Below are 17,580 nucleotides of genomic sequence, written 5' to 3'. Positions count from 1 at the left end.
CGCTGACGGGCGACGATGCAGCGCGCCATTCCAGGCGCGCCGTCGACAGACTGCAATGGAGAGAGACGATGAAGCGGTTTCGTGTGAGCAGTGCGACCAGTATCGTTCTAGTGATGCTCTGCATCATGTACTTCATCACCTACCTTGACCGCGTCAACGTCAGCACCGCGGCGGCAGGTTTTGGCAAGGAATTTGGCCTGTCCCATACGGAGGTAGGCCTCGTGTTTTCCGCTTTCGCTTATCCGTATCTGATTTTTCAGATCATCGGTGGTTGGGTCAGCGACCGGTTCGGCGCGAAACGCACGCTGATTTTCTGCGGCGCCATCTGGGGGGCAGCGACTTTGCTGACCGGTCTCGCGGGTGGCCTGGTCTCGTTGCTGGCCGCACGCGTGCTGCTCGGTTTCGGCGAAGGCGCCACGTTTCCCGCCGCGACCTCCGCGATGGCGCGCTGGGTCGCGAAAGAAAAACGTGGTTTTGCGCAAGGCATCACCCATGCGGCATCGCGTATCGGCAATGCGGTGGCACCGGGCTTGATCGTGCTGGTGATGGCCACATGGGGCTGGCGCGAATCGTTCTATATCTGCGGCGTGTTCAGCTTGCTGTGGGTCGCGGTGTGGGCGTTCACGTTCACCGAACATCCGAAAGATCATCCGCGAATCACGGCCGAGGAACTTGAAGTCTTGCCCGCGCCGAAGCCGAAAGCGGCCGGCGTGCCGTGGGGCAAACTGTTTCGCCGCATGTGGCCGGTCACGATCGTGTACTTCTGCTACGGCTGGACTTTGTGGCTGTTCCTTAGCTGGATTCCGCAGTACTTCCTGCACAGCTATCACCTGCAATTGCAAAAGTCGGCGATCTTCGCCTCGGTCGTGTTCTTTGCCGGTGTGCTTGGCGATACGCTCGGCGGCATTGTGACCGACTGGATCTTCACGCGTACCCGCAGCCTGAAGCGTGCGCGCAGCTGGATGGTGTCGGTGTGTATGTTCTTTTGTCTGCTCTCGCTGATTCCGCTGATGTTCACGCACCACCTGTATCTGTCGATGGCGTGTCTCGCGTCGGGCTTCTTCTTCGCCGAAATGACGATTGGTCCCATGTGGGCGATTCCGATGGACATCGCGCCGGAATACTCAGGCACCGCGAGCGGCATGATGAACACCGGCTCGGCTTTTGCCGCGATCGTCTCGCCGGTGGTTGGCGGATTCCTGATCGACTACTTCGGTAGCTGGGAGTTGCCGTTCGTCGGCAGCATGCTGTTGATGGCGATCGGCGTGGTGCTCGCGTTCCGCATGCAGCCGGAAAGCAAGTTCGATCTCAACGCGGCCGACAAAGCGCATGCGACTACCGGCGTGGGCGCATAAGCAGGCAGCACCGTTCCTTCTCTTCGCCTTGAAAGCAATGACAACATCACTGAGTCAACGTCTCGCCGACGCGCGCCGCCATCACCTGACGCTCGATGCGTTGCCGCCGGCGCAGATGCCGGCAGACGGCGCCGCCGCCTACACGATCCAGCACGATATTCTGCGCGCGCTGGACGCGCCGATCAGCGGCTGGAAGATTGGCGCGAAATCCGACAGCGGCCCGATCCAGGGCGCACCGCTGCCGGCGAGCGATCTGCACGCCAACGGCGCACGGTTGCCGCGCGAAGCCTTTACGCCGCTGGGACTCGAACTGGAGATCGCATTCCGCTTCGGCCGCCGTTTCGAGCCATCCGCCACGCCCTATAGCGAAGCCGACGTGCACGGCGGTATCGGCTCGATCGGCGCGACCATCGAGATCGTGGCGAGCCGGTACGCCGGCTGGCCCGACGTCGACAAGCTCGCTCAACTCGCAGATTTGCAGAATCACGGCGCGCTGATCGTCGGTGAATTCACGCCGTATCGCGAGGATTTTCCGTTTGTGACGCCGTCGTTGCGGTTCAGCTTTGAAGGGCTCGACGTGGTCGAGACGACGCCCGCCAATCCGGCCGGCGATCCGCGACGCCTTCTGACATGGCTTGTCAATCACGCCACGTCGCGCGGCATTGCGATCACGCCGGAGATGATCGTCACGACCGGTTCGTACACCGGAATGTTTTTCCCGCAGAGCGCGGGCACGGCCAGCGGGCGCATCGAAGGGCTCGCGCCGATCAGCCTGACACTGTATTAGTCCGTTTTCTTCCAGGCCGACGATATGACGAACCCCACCTCCGCTTTGCTCGTCAAGCCGATCCATCTTGTGCCGTCCGCCGCGCGCCTGACGACGCCGCTCGCGCAGCATCTGCGCAAGTCTTTGCGCGGCGACGTGTTATTCGATGCGGCGAGCCGCGGCCGTTATTCGACCGACGCGTCGATCTATCAGATCGTGCCGATCGGCGTGGTGGTGCCGCGCGATCAGGACGATCTGCGCATCGCGCTGGAGATTGCGCGTAGCGAGAAAGTGCCGCTGCTCGCGCGTGGCGCGGGTACCAGCCAATGTGGCCAGACGGTCGGCGAAGCGCTGGTTATCGATACCAGCAAATGGTTGAACAACATCGTCGCGTTCGATGCCGACGCACGCACCGTGACGGTTGAGCCGGGCGTCGTGCTGGACCATCTGAATACATGGCTGAAACCGCATGGCCTGTGGTTCCCCGTCGACGTCTCGACGGCGGCGCAATGCACGATCGGCGGCATGGCCGGCAACAACTCGTGCGGTTCGCGGTCGATCGAATACGGCAACATGGTGCACAACGTCGATGCGATCGACGCGATTCTTGCCGACGGCAGTGAAGCACATTTCGCGTCATTGCTGGAGGCGCCGCAAGGCGCGCGCCTGCAGCAGATCGTGGAAGGCGTGAAGCGGATTGCCGAGCGCGAGCATGATGAAATCGTCGAGCGCATCCCGAAGGTGCTGCGGCGCGTAGCGGGCTACAACATCGACCTGTTCGATTGCCAGAACCCGCGCGCTTATACCGACGACGGTATCGCCAATCTCGCGCATCTGCTGATCGGCTCGGAAGGCACGCTTGCGTTCAGCCGGCAATTGACGCTGAAGCTCGCGCCGCTGCCTCAGCATAAAACGCTAGGCGTGGTGAATTTCCCGACCTTCTGGCAAGCGATGGATCTCACGCAGCACATCGTCAAGCTGAAGCCGGTGGCCGTGGAGCTGGTCGATCGCACGATGATCGATCTGGCGATGAGCAATCCCGCTTTCCGGCCGGTGATCGAGAAGGCGCTGGTCGGCGAGCCGCAAGCGATCCTGCTGGTGGAATTCGCGGGCGAGAACGCTGACGAGCAGCTTGCGTCGCTCAAGCAACTCACTGAACTCATGGCCGATCTGGGCTTGCCCGATTCGGTCGTCGAGATGCCTGCCGCGAACGAACAGAAAGCGCTGTGGGAAGTCCGCAAGGCCGGACTGAACATCATGATGAGCATGAAGGGCGACGGCAAGCCGGTCTCCTTCATCGAAGATTGCGCGGTGCCGCTCGAACATCTGGCGGAATATACGAGCCGCCTGACCGAGGTGTTCCATCGGCACGGGACAGAAGGCACGTGGTACGCGCATGCGAGCGTCGGCACGCTGCACGTGCGGCCGATTCTCGACATGCGGCGCGACGGCGCGCTCAAGATGCGCGCGATCGCCGAAGAAGCGGCCGCCCTGGTGCGTGAATACAAGGGCGCATATTCGGGCGAACACGGCGACGGCTTGTGTCGCGGCGAATGGGTTGCATGGCAATACGGGCCGCGTCTGAACCAGGCGTTCACCGAGATCAAGGCGCTGTTCGATCCGGACAATCGTTTCAATCCCGACAAGATCGTGCGTCCGCCGAAGATGGACGATGCGCGCAATTTCCGCTTTGCGCCGGGCTACGCGGCGCGTCCGATCGAGACCGCGCTCGACTGGTCCGCATGGAACGTCGAGCGCGATCCGCTGACGGGGCAGGAGACATTGCCGGGTAGCGGCAACGATCTGGCGGGCGGTCTCGCGAAGGCCGTCGAGATGTGCAACAACAACGGTCATTGCCGCAAGTTCGATGCGGGCACCATGTGCCCGAGTTATCGCGTGACGAAGGATGAGCAACATGTGACACGAGGACGCGCGAACACGTTGCGTCTCGCGATCTCCGGGCAACTCGGCGAAGCAGGACTCGCCAGCGACGACGTCAAGGACACGCTCGATCTGTGCGTCTCGTGCAAGGGCTGCAAGCGAGATTGCCCGACGGGCGTCGACATGGCGAAGTTCAAGATCGAGGCACGGGCGGCGCGCGTCAAACGGCATGGACTGCGTCTGCGCGACAGGCTGGTGGCCTTCATGCCGCGCTATGCCGCAACGGCGAGCCGGGTGCCGGGATTGATGGCGTTGGCCGATAACGTGCCGGTGTTGTCGGCGTGGTTCAAGCGGGCGGTAGGTTTCGCGCCAGAACGCACGCTGCCGCGTTTCAGGAAATCGTTTCTGGCGAGCGCGTCGGCGGCGAAGCCGCCTCGAGGCGGCGCGCTGAAAGAAGTGCTGCTGTTCGTCGATACGTTCAACAACAACATGGAGCCCGAGAACGCACGCGCCGCGCAACAGGTGCTGGAAGCCGCCGGCTACACGGTGCACTTCAATACGCGCCAAGGCGAGCGGCCAGTGTGCTGCGGCCGAACCTTCCTCGCGGCCGGTCTGGTCGATGAAGCGAAGCAGGAAGCGCGGCGCATGCTCGATCTGTTCAAACCTTTTGTCGAGCGCGGCGTGCCGATCGTCGGATTGGAGCCGTCGTGTTTGCTGTCGTTGCGCGACGAGTTTCTGCACTACGGTTTCGGCGAAGAAGCGCAACGGCTTTCGAAACAGGCGTTTCTGTTCGAAGAGTTTCTGGTGCGCGAGGAAAAAGCCGGCCGCTTGCAACTCGCATTGAAGCCGTTAGCAAAGGAGCAGGCGCTCGTACATGGTCACTGCCACCAAAAGGCTTTCGATGCGTTCACGCCCGTGCAAACCGTGCTGAAGTGGATTCCTGATCTCAAGGTGTCGACGGTGGAATCGTCGTGCTGCGGAATGGCGGGCAGCTTCGGCTACGAAGCCGAGCATTACGCGACATCGCAGGCAATGGCGGAACTCTCACTACTGCCGGCGGTGCGCAAGATCGATGGCAATACGGTGATGGTCGCGGACGGCACGAGTTGCCGGCATCAGATTCACGATGGCGCGGGCGTCGACGCGATTCATGTCGCGCGTGTGCTGGCGATGGCTTTGCAGTGAGGGCGGTGAGCCACTAGGCGGCGCCGACCACCTGTCGATACGCCGCCGGCGCCACGCCGACGTTTTCACGAAAGCGATGGCTGAAGTGGCTGGCGTTCGCATAGCCGCATTGTTCGGCGACTTGTGCGAGCGGCAGCCTCGTGGTGCGCAGCAGCGTGCGGGCGCGGTCGAGCCGTTGCTGCGCGATCCAGGCCGCGGGCGGGAGTCCGAACGACGTGCGGAACATGCGCGCGAGATGGAACTCGGATAGTGCCGCCACACCGGCAAGCTCGCCGAGCGTGAGCGTTTGCGCGAGATGGTTCTCGATGTAATCGCGCAAGCGCCGCCGGGTCGCAACCGACAAACCGCCCTTCAGCGATGCATCCGTGCGGCGCACGCCTTGTGCGCGCAGCAGCAGACTCAAGACCTGATGCGCGGCCTCGTTGGTCCGCAGCAGGCCATCGGGGTCCTGCCAGTCTTCGTTGGCGAGCGATTGACACAGGCTCGCGATGCGGGCGTCTTCGAAATAGGTGCGATCGGCCAGCGTCAGTTCGCGCGGCTCGCGATCGAGTTCCTGCACGGCGCGCTGCGTGAAGTGTTCAGGCAGGAAGTACAGATGCATGAAATGCATGTGGCCGCGCACCCACCAGCGCGATTCATGCTCGCCGGGCAACGCGCAGAGCCGCGACGGCGCGCCATAGCGCCCGGGCATTTTCTGACGCTCGGTGCGATAGCCGCCATCCAGATAGCACGACAGCGTGTGATGGCCGGGCCGCTCATAGATGGTTTCGGCTTCCTCGGTGTCGCGGGTCCAGACGGCGATGGCGAGTCGGTCGCCCAGCCACGCGAAGCGTTCGAGATTCGCATTGGCGCTCTGCAGCGTGTGACAAACCGACTGAAGGCCGAACGGCGTTTCAGTGGATTCGATCACGGAGGCGGGCAGGGTGGCGTTCACAGAGACGAGCGGGATGCATTCGATGACAGGGCGAGCAGCCAGTATACGGCGAGCGGTCGCGGGCGGTGTATCACCCCGAAAAAGTGCGCAATCCTGGACAACTGCCTTTGCCGGCACCGCAGCATAGTGGGGCTCTCCCTTATTGCTGCCACAGGCTTCGTCATGAATTTTTTGCTCTATGCCGCCACCGTGCTGATCTGGGGCACCACGTGGATCGCGATCAAATGGCAATTGGGTTCGGTACCGCCGCCGGTGTCGATTGCGTGGCGTTTCTGGATCGCGGCACTGGTGCTGTTCGCGCTGCTGCGCATCATGCGCCGGCCGATCTGGCCGCCGCGCGCCGCGTGGCGCTTTCTTGCCGCGCAAGGTCTGGCGCTCTTCTGTCTGAACTTTCTGTGCTTCTACTACGCGGAACAGGTGGTGCCGAGCGGCCTCGTCGCGGTGGTGTTTTCTACCGCGCCGCTGCTGAATTCGATCAACGGCCGGTTGTTCATGGGCCGTCCTTTGCAGCCGTCGGCGATTGCCGGGGCGGCATTGGGGCTGGTCGGCATCGTCTGCCTGTTCGTTCAGCAGATGGCCGGGCACCTGGGCGACCACGCGGTATGGTTAGGGCTCGCTATCGCATTCCTTGGCACCTTGTGCTTTTCGGCCGGCAATCTGCTGTCCAGCCGGATGCAATCGATGGGCTTGCACCCGTTCGCCACCAATAGCTGGGCCATGCTGATCGGCGCCAGCATCCTGACGGTGGGAAGCGTGCTGGCCGGTTTCTCGTTCTCTATCGAGCCCGGCGTGCGTTATCTCGGCGCGCTCGCTTATCTGGCGATCTTCGGCTCGGTGATCGGTTTTACGGCGTACCTGATGCTGGTCGGACGCATGGGACCGGAGCGGGCCGCTTACTGCACCGTGCTGTTTCCGATCGTGGCGCTTGCTGTCTCGACGATATTCGAGGGCTACCGATGGTCCGCGTTGGCGGTGCTCGGGCTCCTGCTGGTGGTGGCGGGGAATCTGGTGGCATTCGATCTCACGCGGCGACTCTTTGCGCGGCGCGTGAACGCGTCCTGACCGCACCGCGCTTTGTGGCTGTGCCTTAATCCGCCGCGGCCCACTCCGGCCGCTTGCCAAGGCTGTCGAACAGTTCGAGTATCGTCGCCTTGACCTTCTGCACGGCATTGCTCAGCAACGCCGTGTCGTGCCAGCAGAGCGACAGCTCGCGCGAGAAAAGCGGGTGATCGACCTTGGCAAGCTTGAGCTTGTGCTCGTCGAGTTCGACGTGCGCGGCCGTCCACGGCAGGATCGTCACACCTAACTTTGCCATCACCGCGGCGAACAGCAGCGCGGTGGAACTGGCTTCGAACAGAATCTCGCACGGCAGCCCGGCTTCGCGCAGCGCCCACTCGACGCGGCTGCGAATCGTATTCGGCGCGCTCGGCAGAATCAGCGGCATACGCCCGAGTTCGGCGATCGACACCGGCTCGCGTGGCATCTGAAACTCCGGCCATGCGATCAGATAGAGCACCTCGGCGAGCAGCTTCTGCGCGGCGACCCCGCGCGTTTCGACTGCGTCCACCACCACCGCCAATTCCACTCTGCCGCTGCCGATCAGACTGCCGAGTTCCGCGCTCGGCGCTTCGAGCAGTTCCAGCGCGATGCCTGGGAAGCGGTCGCGAATCGTGCGTGCAAGCGGGATCGCCACCATCCGCGCCGTGCTCGACGGCATGGCAACCGACACTTTGCCCTGCGGTAGCTCCGCGTCTTGCCGCAGCAGCTCGCGCGTGCTGTCGGCCTGCCGCAGCAACTCGATCGCGTGACGGTACAGCGTTTGCCCGGCTGCGGTGGGCGCCACGCCCTGCACGCTGCGCTCGAGCAACTGCATCCCCAGATCGCGTTCCAGATTACGCATCTGCTGGCTGATCGCGGGCTGGGCGATATGCAGTGCCTCGCTCGCGCGCGTGACGTTGCCGAACTCCACCACTTTGACGAAATACCGCAGTTGCCGCAGGTCCATGCTCGTCGCTCGCTCCTTCATCCCATAACGAAATCCGATTGAGCTAGAGAAATATCATATTTTTAGATTATCGAGTGGGTTCTTATACTCGACTCACAAAAAACCGAAGCGTGCCCAGCGTGAGCTGTCCGGCGCAGCTTCAAAACGGCCGGCGTCCGTCGGCGGCAACCATGTTGCATGGGACCCGGGTAGCGCGCTAAAGCGCGAACTCTGGTCGACACAGGAGACAAGAATGGCTAAAGCGATCACCGCATCGACGCCCGGGCTCAAAGCCGGGCGCACGCCTCTCACCCGCGAGCAGATTGGCGGATTCTGGGCGGTTTACTCGGGATGGGTGCTGGACGGCGTGGATTCCGTGATCTACGCGCTGGTGCTGATTCCGGCGCTCACCGAATTGCTGCCCAACTCCGGGATTGCCGCGACGCCAGGCAATCTGGGCATGTACGGCTCGATCCTGTTTGCGCTGTTTCTGATCGGCTGGGGGCTGTCGTTCATCTGGGGGCCGCTCGCCGACCGTTTTGGCAGGGTCAAGACCTTGGCCGCGAGCATTCTGATCTATTCAGTGTTCACCGGCGCCGCGGCGTTCGCGCACAACGTCTGGGAATTGGCCGCCTTCCGGCTGATTGCAGGCATCGGCGTGGGCGGCGAATGGGCGCTGGCGGGGACCTATGTTGCCGAGAGCTGGCCGGAAGATCGCCGCAAGATGGGGGCGGGCTATTTGCAGACCGGTTACTACGTTGGTTTTTTCCTTGCTGCTTTGTTGAACTACACGGTCGGCGCGACGTATGGCTGGCGCGCGATGTTCCTGTGCGGCCTCGCTCCGGCGTTGCTGGCGATTTTCACGGTGCTCAGGGTGAAAGAGCCAAGGCAGTGGCGCAAGGCCACGCATGGAGTCGGTCAGACGAACGCCGCAGCCGCGCCGAAACGCCGGCCGCTGATGGAGATATTCGCACCGGCCTATCTGCGTCGCACGTTGACGAGTGCGAGTCTCGTGGGCGTCGCGATCATCGGCCTGTGGGCCGGGTCGGTCTACGAAGCGAGCGCCGTCGTGACGCTGGCGACACGCGCCGGCATCGACCGCGTCGGCGCGGTGCATCTTGCTTCGATCGGCGCCGCGGTGTTGTCGGTCGGGACGATCCTCGGCTGCCTCGCTGCGCCGTGGCTGGCAGAGCGGCTTGGGCGCCGCGTCGCGCTGGGGGTGTACTTCGCCGGCATGGCGGTGTCGATCGTGTTCGCTTTCGGCTGGGTCTTCTATCTGCCGAACGGACTCAACCTGTTCATGGTGTCGCTGCTGTTTCTCGGCTTCTTCGGCGGCAATTTCGCGATTTTCTCGCTGTGGCTGCCCGAGCAATACCCGACCCGGATACGCGCCACCGCGTTTGCCTTCAACGCGTCGGTGGGCCGCCTGCTCGGCGCCGGTGTGAACTTCCTGCTGGCTGCCGCGATTCATTGGCAAGGCTCGCTCGGGTTGCCGATTGCGTGGACCGCAGTGGCCTTTGGGATCGGCCTGCTGATCTTGCCGTTTGCTGTCGAGACCCGTCATCAGACGTTGCCGGAATAGCGCCTCGCCGAGCGCATCGGTCGTGCTGCCCGCGCCGGTCTTTGGGTGTTGCAGTGCGGGCAGCGCGCAAGCGCGTCACACAGGCTATTCGCAGCCGTCATCAATTCGCTGGAGAACTGAATGCAAGCGTTACAAGGAATCAAGGTCGTCGAACTGAGCCGTGCGCTGTCGGGGCCGTTCTGCTCCATGGTGCTGGCCGATCTCGGCGCGGATGTCATCAAGGTCGAACCGGGTCCGGGCGGCGATATGAGCCGGACCTGGGGGCCATTCGACCGTGGTGTGAGTACCTACTATCTCTCCTGCAATCGCAACAAGCGCGGCGTGTGCATCGACTTTCGCAACCCCGAGGGACTGGCGGCGATTCATCGGCTGATCGACGATGCCGACGTGGTGATCGAGAACTTCAAGCCTGGCACCATCGACAGCATGGGGCTCGGTTACGACGTGCTCAGCGCGCGTAATCCGCGGCTGGTGATGGGCAGCATCAATGCATTTGGCGCGGATGGTCCGATGAGCGGCTGGCCCGGTTTCGACCAGATTGCGCAAGGGTATTCCGGCCTGATGAGCCTGACCGGTTTCGCCGATGGCGACCCCACGCGTACCGGTACCGCGATCGGCGATCTGAGTTCGGGCATGTGGCTCGCGATGGCGATCCTGTCCGCGTTATTGGAGCGCGAGCGAACCGGGCGTGGCCAGCATGTGAGCACCTCGTTGCTTGCGAGTCTGGTGGGGCTTTTGAGCGTGCATGGGCAGCGCTACCTGAGCCTTGGCGACATTCCACGCCGCACCGGCAACGCGCATGCGGTGATCGCGCCCTATGGCGTATTCGAAACCGCCGATGGCCCGCTCAACATCGCGCCGATTACGTCGGACATGTGGCTGCGCTTGTGCCAGTTGCTGGATTTACCCACGTTGCCGGACGACCCCCGCTTCGCGACCAACGAAGCCCGCGTCGCGCATCGCGACGAATTGAAGGTGGCACTGGAAACGCGTTTAAAGACGCGTAGCAAAAGGGAGTGGACTGAACTTTTCATCGGCGTGGGATTGCCGGCCGGGCCGATCAATACGTTAGACGAAGTATTTGCCGACCCTCAGGTGCAGCATTGCCGATTGGTGGAAACGGTCGAGCATCCGACACTCGGCGCGCTGCGCCAGGTCGTCACGCCGATATCGGGTTCGACGATACCGGGTGAGGCTTCGTCTCACATCAGCCGGCATGCGCCGCCGGGTCTTGGCGAACATACTGTCGACGTATTGCGCGAAGCGGGTTTCGACGAGGTTTCGATCAAGGCGTTGCTTGCCGCTAAAGCGGTGCATCAACAGGGCGAGTATCTGTCGAAGGAGAAGGCTGGGGAGCGCGAGGCTGGCGTTACCCAATGAGCAGGATGCAAATCTTGAAACATGCTGTAGAGGTCACACAATGAACACACCGAACGCGTTGCCGTTCACGGTAACAGTTGAGATAGCGGATGAACGGATCGCACGTTTAACGTTCAGCCATCCTACGCGCAGGAATGCGCTCAGCGCGGAGTTATTGCAGGCACTCGACTCGCACCTCTGCGAGCTTGCTGCGCGGCGAATTCCGGTCGTGATACTGGGCAGTGGCATCGGGCAGGACGTTTGGAGCGCGGGCCACGATCTTGGCGAGTTGATGCACGACCGCGATCCGATTGCGTACGGCAAGCCGTTGGAGCAGGTATTGCGCCGCGTGCGTGCGTACCCGGGCGTGGTGATCGCGATGGTATCGGGTTCCGCGTGGGGCGGCGCGGTCGATCTGGCGATGAGTTGCGACCTGGTCGTTGCCGACGGCAACGCGCGCTTCGCGATGACGCCGGCGAACATTGGCTTGCCTTACACGACGAGCGGCCTGCTGCGATTCTTCAACAATGTGCCGATTCACGTGCTGAAGGAAATGTTCTTCAGCGCGCAGCCACTCGACGCTGCGCGCGCCGAGCGCTTCGGCGTGATCAACCTCTTGGTCGACAGCGACAAACTGGAAGCAACGGCGCTTGAAATGGCGCGGGGAATAGCGAGCAAAGCGCCGCTGGCGATCCAGGCGGTGAAGGAGCAACTGCGGATACTCGAGGACCTCCAACCCATGCCTGTGCAGGCGATGGAACAGATTGCCGAGCTTCGCCGACAGGCGTGCGAGAGCGCAGATTTCAGCGAGGGACTGGCCGCGTTTTCGGAGCGGCGGCCTCCGGTGTTTGGCGGCAAGTGAACCATGAGTCTGCCGGGGTGATGAATGCGTGCCGCACGCATCGGCAGGGTTCAAGGTGAGCGTTTTCGGGAGCCGGGAAAGAACCAGCCGGTGAGCTTTTCCGGGGGCAAAAGGGCGGGCGCCCCGCACGGGGCAACGCTGATAGACCACAAACAGAACGAGAAAAGATGCCCCCAGATTGCCCGGAAAGCAGCAGCGTAAATGCTATGGATTAACCACATGGGTAGACGAAGCTACCCAACATCCGTATAATCCCAGCATCCTAACCGTGAAATTCCAGCTACATAGCTCAAGTTAGAAGGGGTTGAGTGCAAATTAGCAGTAAATCGCATTCGGCCTACCGCAGATCAAAAACCAGCACCTCAGGGGCCTCAGCCCCCGTTAAGCGGCCAAGCTACCTGGCGTAGCTATCCGCATCATCGATGGATCTGGCACCAGTCTTCGCTGACTGGCAAGCCACCGAAGGCGAAAGCAAAACCACCGCCCTCGCGCCGAGGAAAAAACAGACTCCCCGGCACCACTCGGTTCAATTCGCGGCACTAGCCGCGTCCCGAACTTCCCATTCGCAGCGTCATCACGACGCCTGTGCGGCGTGGCTATTTCCGCGCGTCGCTCGAACAAGGAGGCGCATCTTCATGATTCAACGTCCTGCCAGACTGATCGGCAGTCTTGTCGCCATCGGCATTGTCATCGCGCTGCTGTGCCGCGCGATCGACCCCGGCGCATTGCACCAGTACGCACCCGATCTCGTCTATTACACGAAACGGCATCTGCTGCTGGTCGGTTACTCGATGGCGCTCGCACTGCTGGTCGGCATCCCCTGCGGCGTGCTGCTCAGCCGGCCGTCGTTCGCGCGTCATGCCGAACGTTTCATGCAGATCTTCAACATCGGCAACACGATCCCATCGTTGGCAGTGCTGGCGATCGCGCTCGGCATCTTCGGCATTGGCGATATACCTGCGTTGGTCGCGCTGTTTCTCGCATCGTTGCTGCCGATCACCCGTAACGCCTACGAAGGCATGAAAAGCGTGTCGCCCGCCTTGCGTGAAGCAGCCCGAGGTCTCGGCATGACCGGCTGGCAGTCGCTGGTGCGTGTGGAGCTACCCAACGCGATGCCGATCATCATCGGCGGCGTGCGGACGGCGCTTGCGATCAACGTGGGCAGCGCACCGCTCGCGTATCTCATCGGCGCGGACAGCCTCGGCACGCTGATCTTCCCAGGCATCTATCTGAACAACCAGCAGCAGCTTTTGCTCGGCGCCGCGGCCACCGCGATTCTCGCGCTGGTGCTCGACGGCATCGTCTCGGCCGGCAGCCGCTACCTGCTCGCACGACGCGGGGTGACGACATGATGAATCTGTTCAAACGCAGCCGCTGGATCGCAGCCGGTGCGCTGCTCTTCACCAGCCTCCATGCAAGTGCGGCCACCCTGGTACTCGGTGGCAAGAACTTCACCGAGCAATACGTCCTGACCGAAATCACCTCGCAGTATCTGCGCGCGAAGGGCTACACGGTCGACGCCCGCACCGGTCTCGGCAGCACGCTGTTGCGCAGTGCGCAGGAGAACGGCCAGGTCGACATCACGTGGGAATACACCGGCACGGCCGCGATTGTCTACAACAAGATCACCGAGAAGCTCGATCCGAAGACGATGTACGAGCGCGTGAAAGCACTCGATGCAAAACGTGGCCTCGTCTGGCTCGACTGCTCGCCGTTGAACAACACCTACGCGCTCGGTTTGCCGCAGCAGGTAGCGCAGCAAACCGGCATCCGCACGATTTCGCAACTCGCCGCGAAGATCGCCGCCGAGCCGAAGAAGAAGCACGTGTTCGCGATGGATGCGGAATTCGCCAATCGTCCGGACGGTTTGAAGCCGCTGGAAGCCGCCTACGGCATGCAGTTCAGCCGCGCGGAAACGCGTCAGATGGATCCGGGCCTCGTCTACACGGCGCTGCATAACAACCAGGTGCCGATCGGTCTGATCTATACGACGGACGGCCGCGTGAAGGGTTTCAACATCGTGCCGCTCGAAGACGACCGCCACTATTTCCCCGCGTATAACGCCACGCCGGTGGTGCGCAAACCGATCCTCGACCAGAACCCGCAACTCGCCGCGCAGTTGAACGCGCTGTCCGACGCGCTGAACAACGACGCCATGCTGGAGATGAACAAGCAGGTCGACATCGACGGCAAGCCGGTGCGTGAAGTCGCAGCGGAGTTCCTGCGCACGCACAAGCTGCCCTGAGCGGAGACCTTGATATGACTGTATTCGACTACTTATCGGCCAACTGGCCGGAGCTTCTGCAACTGACCGTCCAGCACATCTGGCTGGTGGGTATCGCGGTGGGATGCGCAATTATCGTCGGCGTACCCCTTGGTATCCTGATCAACCGGCATGAGTGGCTTGCCGCGCCGCTGTTGAGCGTTGCAACGGTGGTGCTGACCTTGCCGTCAATCGCGCTGTTCGGCTTGATGATTCCCGTGTTCTCGCGCTTCGGCCAGGGCATCGGCGCGGTACCCGCGATCACCGCCGTGTTCCTTTACTCGCTGCTGCCGATCATGCGTAACACCTACCTTGCGCTACGCAACGTGGACGCCGGTATCAAGGAAGCCGGTATTGGCATCGGCATGACGGATTGGCAACGCTTGCGCCTCGTCGATTTGCCGCTTGCAGTGCCGGTGATTCTCGGCGGCGTGCGCACGGCGGTGGTGATGAACATCGGCGTGATGACGATTGCCGCGGTGATCGGCGCGGGCGGCCTCGGCACGCTGATCATCCGCGCGATCGGCCAGAGCAACATGATGAAACTATTGGTAGGCGCGGTGCTCGTGAGCGTGCTCGCGATCGTCGCCGACTTGCTGCTGCAAGCGCTGCAACGCTTGCTGACACCGAAGGGAGTACAAAAGACATGATCGAACTCGACAAACTGACCAAGACGTTTACGCAGAAAGACGGCCAGCAGGTACGCGCCGTCGACTCGGTGAGCCTCACTGTCGGCGAAGGAGAAATCTGCGTGTTTCTCGGACCGTCGGGCTGCGGCAAGACCACCACGTTGAAGATGATCAACCGTCTGATTGCGCCGACCTCGGGCCGCGTGCTGATTAACGGCGAGGACACCTCGGCGTTGAACGAAGTGGAACTGCGCCGCCATATCGGCTATGTGATCCAGCAGATCGGCTTGTTCCCGAACATGACGATCGAAGAGAACATCACGGTCGTTCCGCGTCTGCTCGGCTGGGACAAGAAGCGCTGCCGCGAGCGCGCAACCGAGTTGATGTCGATGGTCGCACTCGATCCGAAGCAGTATCTGAAGCGCTATCCGCGCGAGTTGTCGGGCGGGCAGCAGCAGCGGATCGGCGTGATTCGCGCGTTGGCTGCCGATCCGCCGGTGCTGTTGATGGACGAGCCGTTCGGCGCGGTTGACCCGATCAATCGCGAGTCGATCCAGAACGAGTTCTTCCAGATGCAGCGTCAGTTGAACAAGACGGTGATCATGGTGAGCCACGATATCGACGAAGCGATCAAGCTCGGCGATCGCGTCGCGGTGTTCCGCCGCGGGCAATTAGTGCAATACGATCATCCGGACACGCTGCTGGCGCACCCGCGCGATGAGTTTGTCGGCGCGTTTGTCGGTCAGGACAGCACGTTGAAGCGCCTGCTGCTGGTCAAGGCCGGTGATGCCGCGACGCAGCCGGAAACCGCCTGTGCCGATATGCCGCTTACGCGCGCGTTCCAGATGATGGACGACAGCGATAACCGCTACCTGACCATCGTCGACGATAACCAGCAGGCGCTCGGTTACGTGACGCGCCGTGCCGCGCGCGCGGGGCAGGGTGTGTGTGGCGAGCATCTGAGCGAGTTCAAGGCAACGGTGAGCGCCGACGAGCATCTGCGCATCGTGCTGTCGAAGATGTATCAGTTCAACTCGTCGTGGATGCCGGTGCTGGATGGCGACGGTCGTTACGTCGGCGAAGTCACGCAAGATTCAATCGCCGACTATCTGAGTTCAGGCCGCTCGCGCCGGCAGACCGGTCAGGCGGCGATCGTGTCGCCTGCCTTGGCCGCGGCGGAAGCGGCCGCTGCTCACGCGGCGGCGTCAGAGCACAGTTGAGATTCGGAACCACCGTTGGTTGAGCGGGCGGCGCGTGGCCCACGCTACGACTGAAGCGTCGGCCGCGCCAGGCGAGAAATAACTCAAGCCGCGCGCCGGCCTTCGTTCCACGCCGGCGCGAAGGCCGCGAACGCGGCCAAAGCCGCTGCGCTCGCATACGTCGCTAGCCCCATTCCAGCAACCCACCACAACGATGTCGACACATGCGGCGCCAGAATCGTCGCCGCACCCGCCATCGCGACGCCGACGAGGCCGCCTGCCTGCCGCAACGCATTCAGCACGCCCGAGGCCACACCTGCCAACTCGCCGGGCACCTGTTCCAGCACGGTCGAGATCATCGGCGGCACCGACAACGCCGTCCCGCCGCCGAACATCACCATCGCCGCATACGTCACGACCCACGGCGCACGCCATTCCAGACTCATTGCCATTGCCGGTACCGCAAGAGCGGCCAGCGCGAGTCCGGTTGTCATGAATTGCGTTGCGGTGAAGCGCCCATGCAACTTGCCGGCTAGCACGTTGCCAAGCGACAGGCTGCCGGCGAGCGGCAACAACGTAAGACCGATCTGCCGCGCGTTGAAACCGAACTCGCCGTGCAGATACAGGCTCAACTCGAACAACAAGCCGAAGTAGCCGACGTACACGAGCGTGCCCATCGCATTCATTGTCACGAACAGACGATTGCTGAACCACTCGAGAGGCACCATAGGATGACGCACGCGCCGCTCGACAACAACGAGCGCCAACACAGCCAGAACGGCGAGCAACGCCGCGCCCCACACCTCAGGCGCAGCGATCCCGCGTGACGGTAATTCGATCGCCGCATAGCAGAGTGCGCCGAGCGCGACGATGCTCGCCAACTGCCCACTCCAGTCGAAATGGCGCCCGACGCTGCGCGTCGCGTGCCGCACGACCACCCACGCGCCAGCGAACGCAACGATACCCGTCGGCACATTGATCAGAAACGCACTGCGCCAGCCGAACCCTTGCACGAGGAGGCCGCCCAGCACCGGCCCGATCGCCGCCGCGACCGATGCAATCCCTGCCCATGCCGCGATAGCACGCCCACGTTCGGCGGGGTCCTCGAAGGTGCTGCGCACGATGGCGAGCGACGCCGGCAGGAACAGCGCTGCGCCGCTGCCTTGCACGAAACGCGCGGCGACCAGCGCGCCGACGGTCGGCGCCAGTCCGCAGGCTGCCGAGGCAACAACGAACAACGCAAGTCCCCACAGATACACCGCCTTTGCACCGAAGCGGTCGGACGCGACGCCGCCTGCCAGGATCAGTGCGGCGAAACTCAGCGTATACGCATCGACGATCCACGCGAGGCCGCCTACTGACGCGCCCAGGCTCATGTGCATCGCGGGCAGGGCGACGTTGACGATGGTGGTGTCGAGCACGGCCATGAACATGCCGCTCGCCACCAGCGCGAGCGTCAGGCGCCGCCGCTTTGCGGCACGTTCCCTGTCGGCCAGCTCGGTTGGCAGCGTTTGTTCAGCGGCGCATTCGGTCATCGCGCGTTTCCTTGGGCCAGATCTGCAATTGAATCGATCGACGAAG

14 protein-coding genes are annotated in these 17,580 nt (G+C 62.8%); 11 read left to right on the top strand and 3 right to left on the bottom strand.

The genetic code is table 11. The features are described 5' to 3' along the window. Positions 1-68 precede the first annotated feature (68 nt). Genes GH665_RS38430 through GH665_RS38420 form a run of 3 tightly spaced genes read left to right on the top strand, consistent with a single transcriptional unit; the run spans position 69 to position 5,187 of the window. Positions 69-1,355 (top strand): MFS transporter, encoded by a 1,287-nt coding sequence (locus tag GH665_RS38430; protein WP_153142194.1) that lies wholly within the window; start codon positions 69-71, stop codon positions 1,353-1,355. A gap of 37 nt (positions 1,356-1,392) precedes the next feature. Next, the gene (locus tag GH665_RS38425; RefSeq protein WP_153142193.1) at positions 1,393-2,142 is read left to right on the top strand and encodes a 2-keto-4-pentenoate hydratase; all 750 of its coding nucleotides are present in this window, start codon (positions 1,393-1,395) and stop codon (positions 2,140-2,142) included. A gap of 24 nt (positions 2,143-2,166) precedes the next feature. Further along, complete coding sequence (locus GH665_RS38420; RefSeq protein WP_153142192.1) at positions 2,167-5,187, top strand: FAD-binding and (Fe-S)-binding domain-containing protein; 3,021 nt, start codon at positions 2,167-2,169, stop codon at positions 5,185-5,187. A gap of 13 nt (positions 5,188-5,200) precedes the next feature. Here GH665_RS38420 and GH665_RS38415 read toward each other — a convergent pair whose 3' ends face one another. Next, on the bottom strand, positions 5,201-6,121 hold the full coding sequence (locus tag GH665_RS38415; RefSeq protein WP_153142191.1) for an AraC family transcriptional regulator: 921 nt from the start codon (positions 6,119-6,121) through the stop codon (positions 5,201-5,203). 162 nt (positions 6,122-6,283) lie between these two features. Here GH665_RS38415 and GH665_RS38410 point away from each other — a divergent pair, with 162 nt between their 5' ends. Next, a complete protein-coding gene (locus tag GH665_RS38410) occupies positions 6,284-7,183 on the top strand; it encodes a DMT family transporter (protein WP_153142190.1) in 900 nt (299 codons plus the stop codon). A gap of 25 nt (positions 7,184-7,208) precedes the next feature. Here the strand turns inward: GH665_RS38410 and GH665_RS38405 are convergent, their stop codons facing one another. Then, a complete protein-coding gene (locus GH665_RS38405; RefSeq protein ID WP_153142189.1) occupies positions 7,209-8,126 on the bottom strand; it encodes a LysR substrate-binding domain-containing protein in 918 nt (305 codons plus the stop codon). A 232-nt stretch (positions 8,127-8,358) separates the two neighbouring features. Between GH665_RS38405 and GH665_RS38400 the strand changes: the two genes are divergently transcribed. The 7 genes from GH665_RS38400 (at position 8,359) to GH665_RS38370 (ending at position 16,020) form a co-directional block, all read left to right on the top strand. Further along, positions 8,359-9,687, top strand: a complete 1,329-nt coding sequence (locus GH665_RS38400) for an MFS transporter (protein WP_153142188.1) — start codon at positions 8,359-8,361, stop codon at positions 9,685-9,687. A gap of 120 nt (positions 9,688-9,807) precedes the next feature. Then, positions 9,808-11,067: a CaiB/BaiF CoA transferase family protein gene (locus GH665_RS38395; RefSeq protein WP_153142187.1), complete on the top strand. Its 1,260-nt coding sequence runs from the start codon at positions 9,808-9,810 to the stop codon at positions 11,065-11,067. 40 nt (positions 11,068-11,107) lie between these two features. Continuing rightward, the gene (gene scpB, locus GH665_RS38390; protein ID WP_153142186.1) at positions 11,108-11,908 is read left to right on the top strand and encodes a methylmalonyl-CoA decarboxylase; all 801 of its coding nucleotides are present in this window, start codon (positions 11,108-11,110) and stop codon (positions 11,906-11,908) included. A 635-nt stretch (positions 11,909-12,543) separates the two neighbouring features. Then, complete coding sequence (locus GH665_RS38385) at positions 12,544-13,260, top strand: ABC transporter permease (RefSeq protein WP_153142185.1); 717 nt, start codon at positions 12,544-12,546, stop codon at positions 13,258-13,260. Further along, a complete protein-coding gene (locus GH665_RS38380; RefSeq protein WP_153142184.1) occupies positions 13,257-14,153 on the top strand; it encodes a glycine betaine ABC transporter substrate-binding protein in 897 nt (298 codons plus the stop codon). The genes GH665_RS38385 and GH665_RS38380 overlap by 4 nt, the downstream gene beginning before the upstream one ends. Positions 14,154-14,167: 14 nt before the next feature. Continuing rightward, the gene (locus GH665_RS38375; RefSeq protein WP_028196030.1) at positions 14,168-14,821 is read left to right on the top strand and encodes an ABC transporter permease; all 654 of its coding nucleotides are present in this window, start codon (positions 14,168-14,170) and stop codon (positions 14,819-14,821) included. Beyond that, the gene (locus GH665_RS38370) at positions 14,818-16,020 is read left to right on the top strand and encodes an osmoprotectant ABC transporter ATP-binding protein OsmV (RefSeq protein ID WP_153142183.1); all 1,203 of its coding nucleotides are present in this window, start codon (positions 14,818-14,820) and stop codon (positions 16,018-16,020) included. Before GH665_RS38375 ends, GH665_RS38370 begins: the two co-directional genes overlap by 4 nt. An 83-nt stretch (positions 16,021-16,103) precedes the next feature. On the opposite strand, the gene GH665_RS38365 is transcribed toward GH665_RS38370, so the two are convergent. Further along, the gene (locus tag GH665_RS38365; RefSeq protein ID WP_153142182.1) at positions 16,104-17,534 is read right to left on the bottom strand and encodes an MFS transporter; all 1,431 of its coding nucleotides are present in this window, start codon (positions 17,532-17,534) and stop codon (positions 16,104-16,106) included. Between the last annotated feature and the right edge of the window lie 46 nt (positions 17,535-17,580).

It is taken from the genome of Paraburkholderia agricolaris, assembly GCF_009455635.1.
In the GTDB taxonomy this organism is placed as follows: domain Bacteria; phylum Pseudomonadota; class Gammaproteobacteria; order Burkholderiales; family Burkholderiaceae; genus Paraburkholderia; species Paraburkholderia agricolaris.
The sequence above is the reverse complement of the archived record's forward strand: the minus strand, read 5'-3'. Positions and strand labels throughout refer to the sequence as shown.

Excerpts from the sequence above, each read along its gene's own strand:
- GH665_RS38430 (WP_153142194.1), top strand. The coding sequence starts at position 69 with ATGAAGCGGTTTCGTGTGAGCAGTGCGACCAGTATCGTTCTAGTGATG.
- GH665_RS38425 (WP_153142193.1), top strand. The coding sequence starts at position 1,393 with ATGACAACATCACTGAGTCAACGTCTCGCCGACGCGCGCCGCCATCAC.
- GH665_RS38420 (WP_153142192.1), top strand. The coding sequence starts at position 2,167 with ATGACGAACCCCACCTCCGCTTTGCTCGTCAAGCCGATCCATCTTGTG.
- GH665_RS38410 (WP_153142190.1), top strand. The coding sequence starts at position 6,284 with ATGAATTTTTTGCTCTATGCCGCCACCGTGCTGATCTGGGGCACCACG.
- GH665_RS38405 (WP_153142189.1), bottom strand. The coding sequence starts at position 8,126 with ATGGACCTGCGGCAACTGCGGTATTTCGTCAAAGTGGTGGAGTTCGGC.
- GH665_RS38400 (WP_153142188.1), top strand. The coding sequence starts at position 8,359 with ATGGCTAAAGCGATCACCGCATCGACGCCCGGGCTCAAAGCCGGGCGC.
- GH665_RS38395 (WP_153142187.1), top strand. The coding sequence starts at position 9,808 with ATGCAAGCGTTACAAGGAATCAAGGTCGTCGAACTGAGCCGTGCGCTG.
- scpB (WP_153142186.1), top strand. The coding sequence starts at position 11,108 with ATGAACACACCGAACGCGTTGCCGTTCACGGTAACAGTTGAGATAGCG.
- GH665_RS38385 (WP_153142185.1), top strand. The coding sequence starts at position 12,544 with ATGATTCAACGTCCTGCCAGACTGATCGGCAGTCTTGTCGCCATCGGC.
- GH665_RS38380 (WP_153142184.1), top strand. The coding sequence starts at position 13,257 with ATGATGAATCTGTTCAAACGCAGCCGCTGGATCGCAGCCGGTGCGCTG.
- GH665_RS38375 (WP_028196030.1), top strand. The coding sequence starts at position 14,168 with ATGACTGTATTCGACTACTTATCGGCCAACTGGCCGGAGCTTCTGCAA.
- GH665_RS38370 (WP_153142183.1), top strand. The coding sequence starts at position 14,818 with ATGATCGAACTCGACAAACTGACCAAGACGTTTACGCAGAAAGACGGC.
- GH665_RS38365 (WP_153142182.1), bottom strand. The coding sequence starts at position 17,534 with ATGACCGAATGCGCCGCTGAACAAACGCTGCCAACCGAGCTGGCCGAC.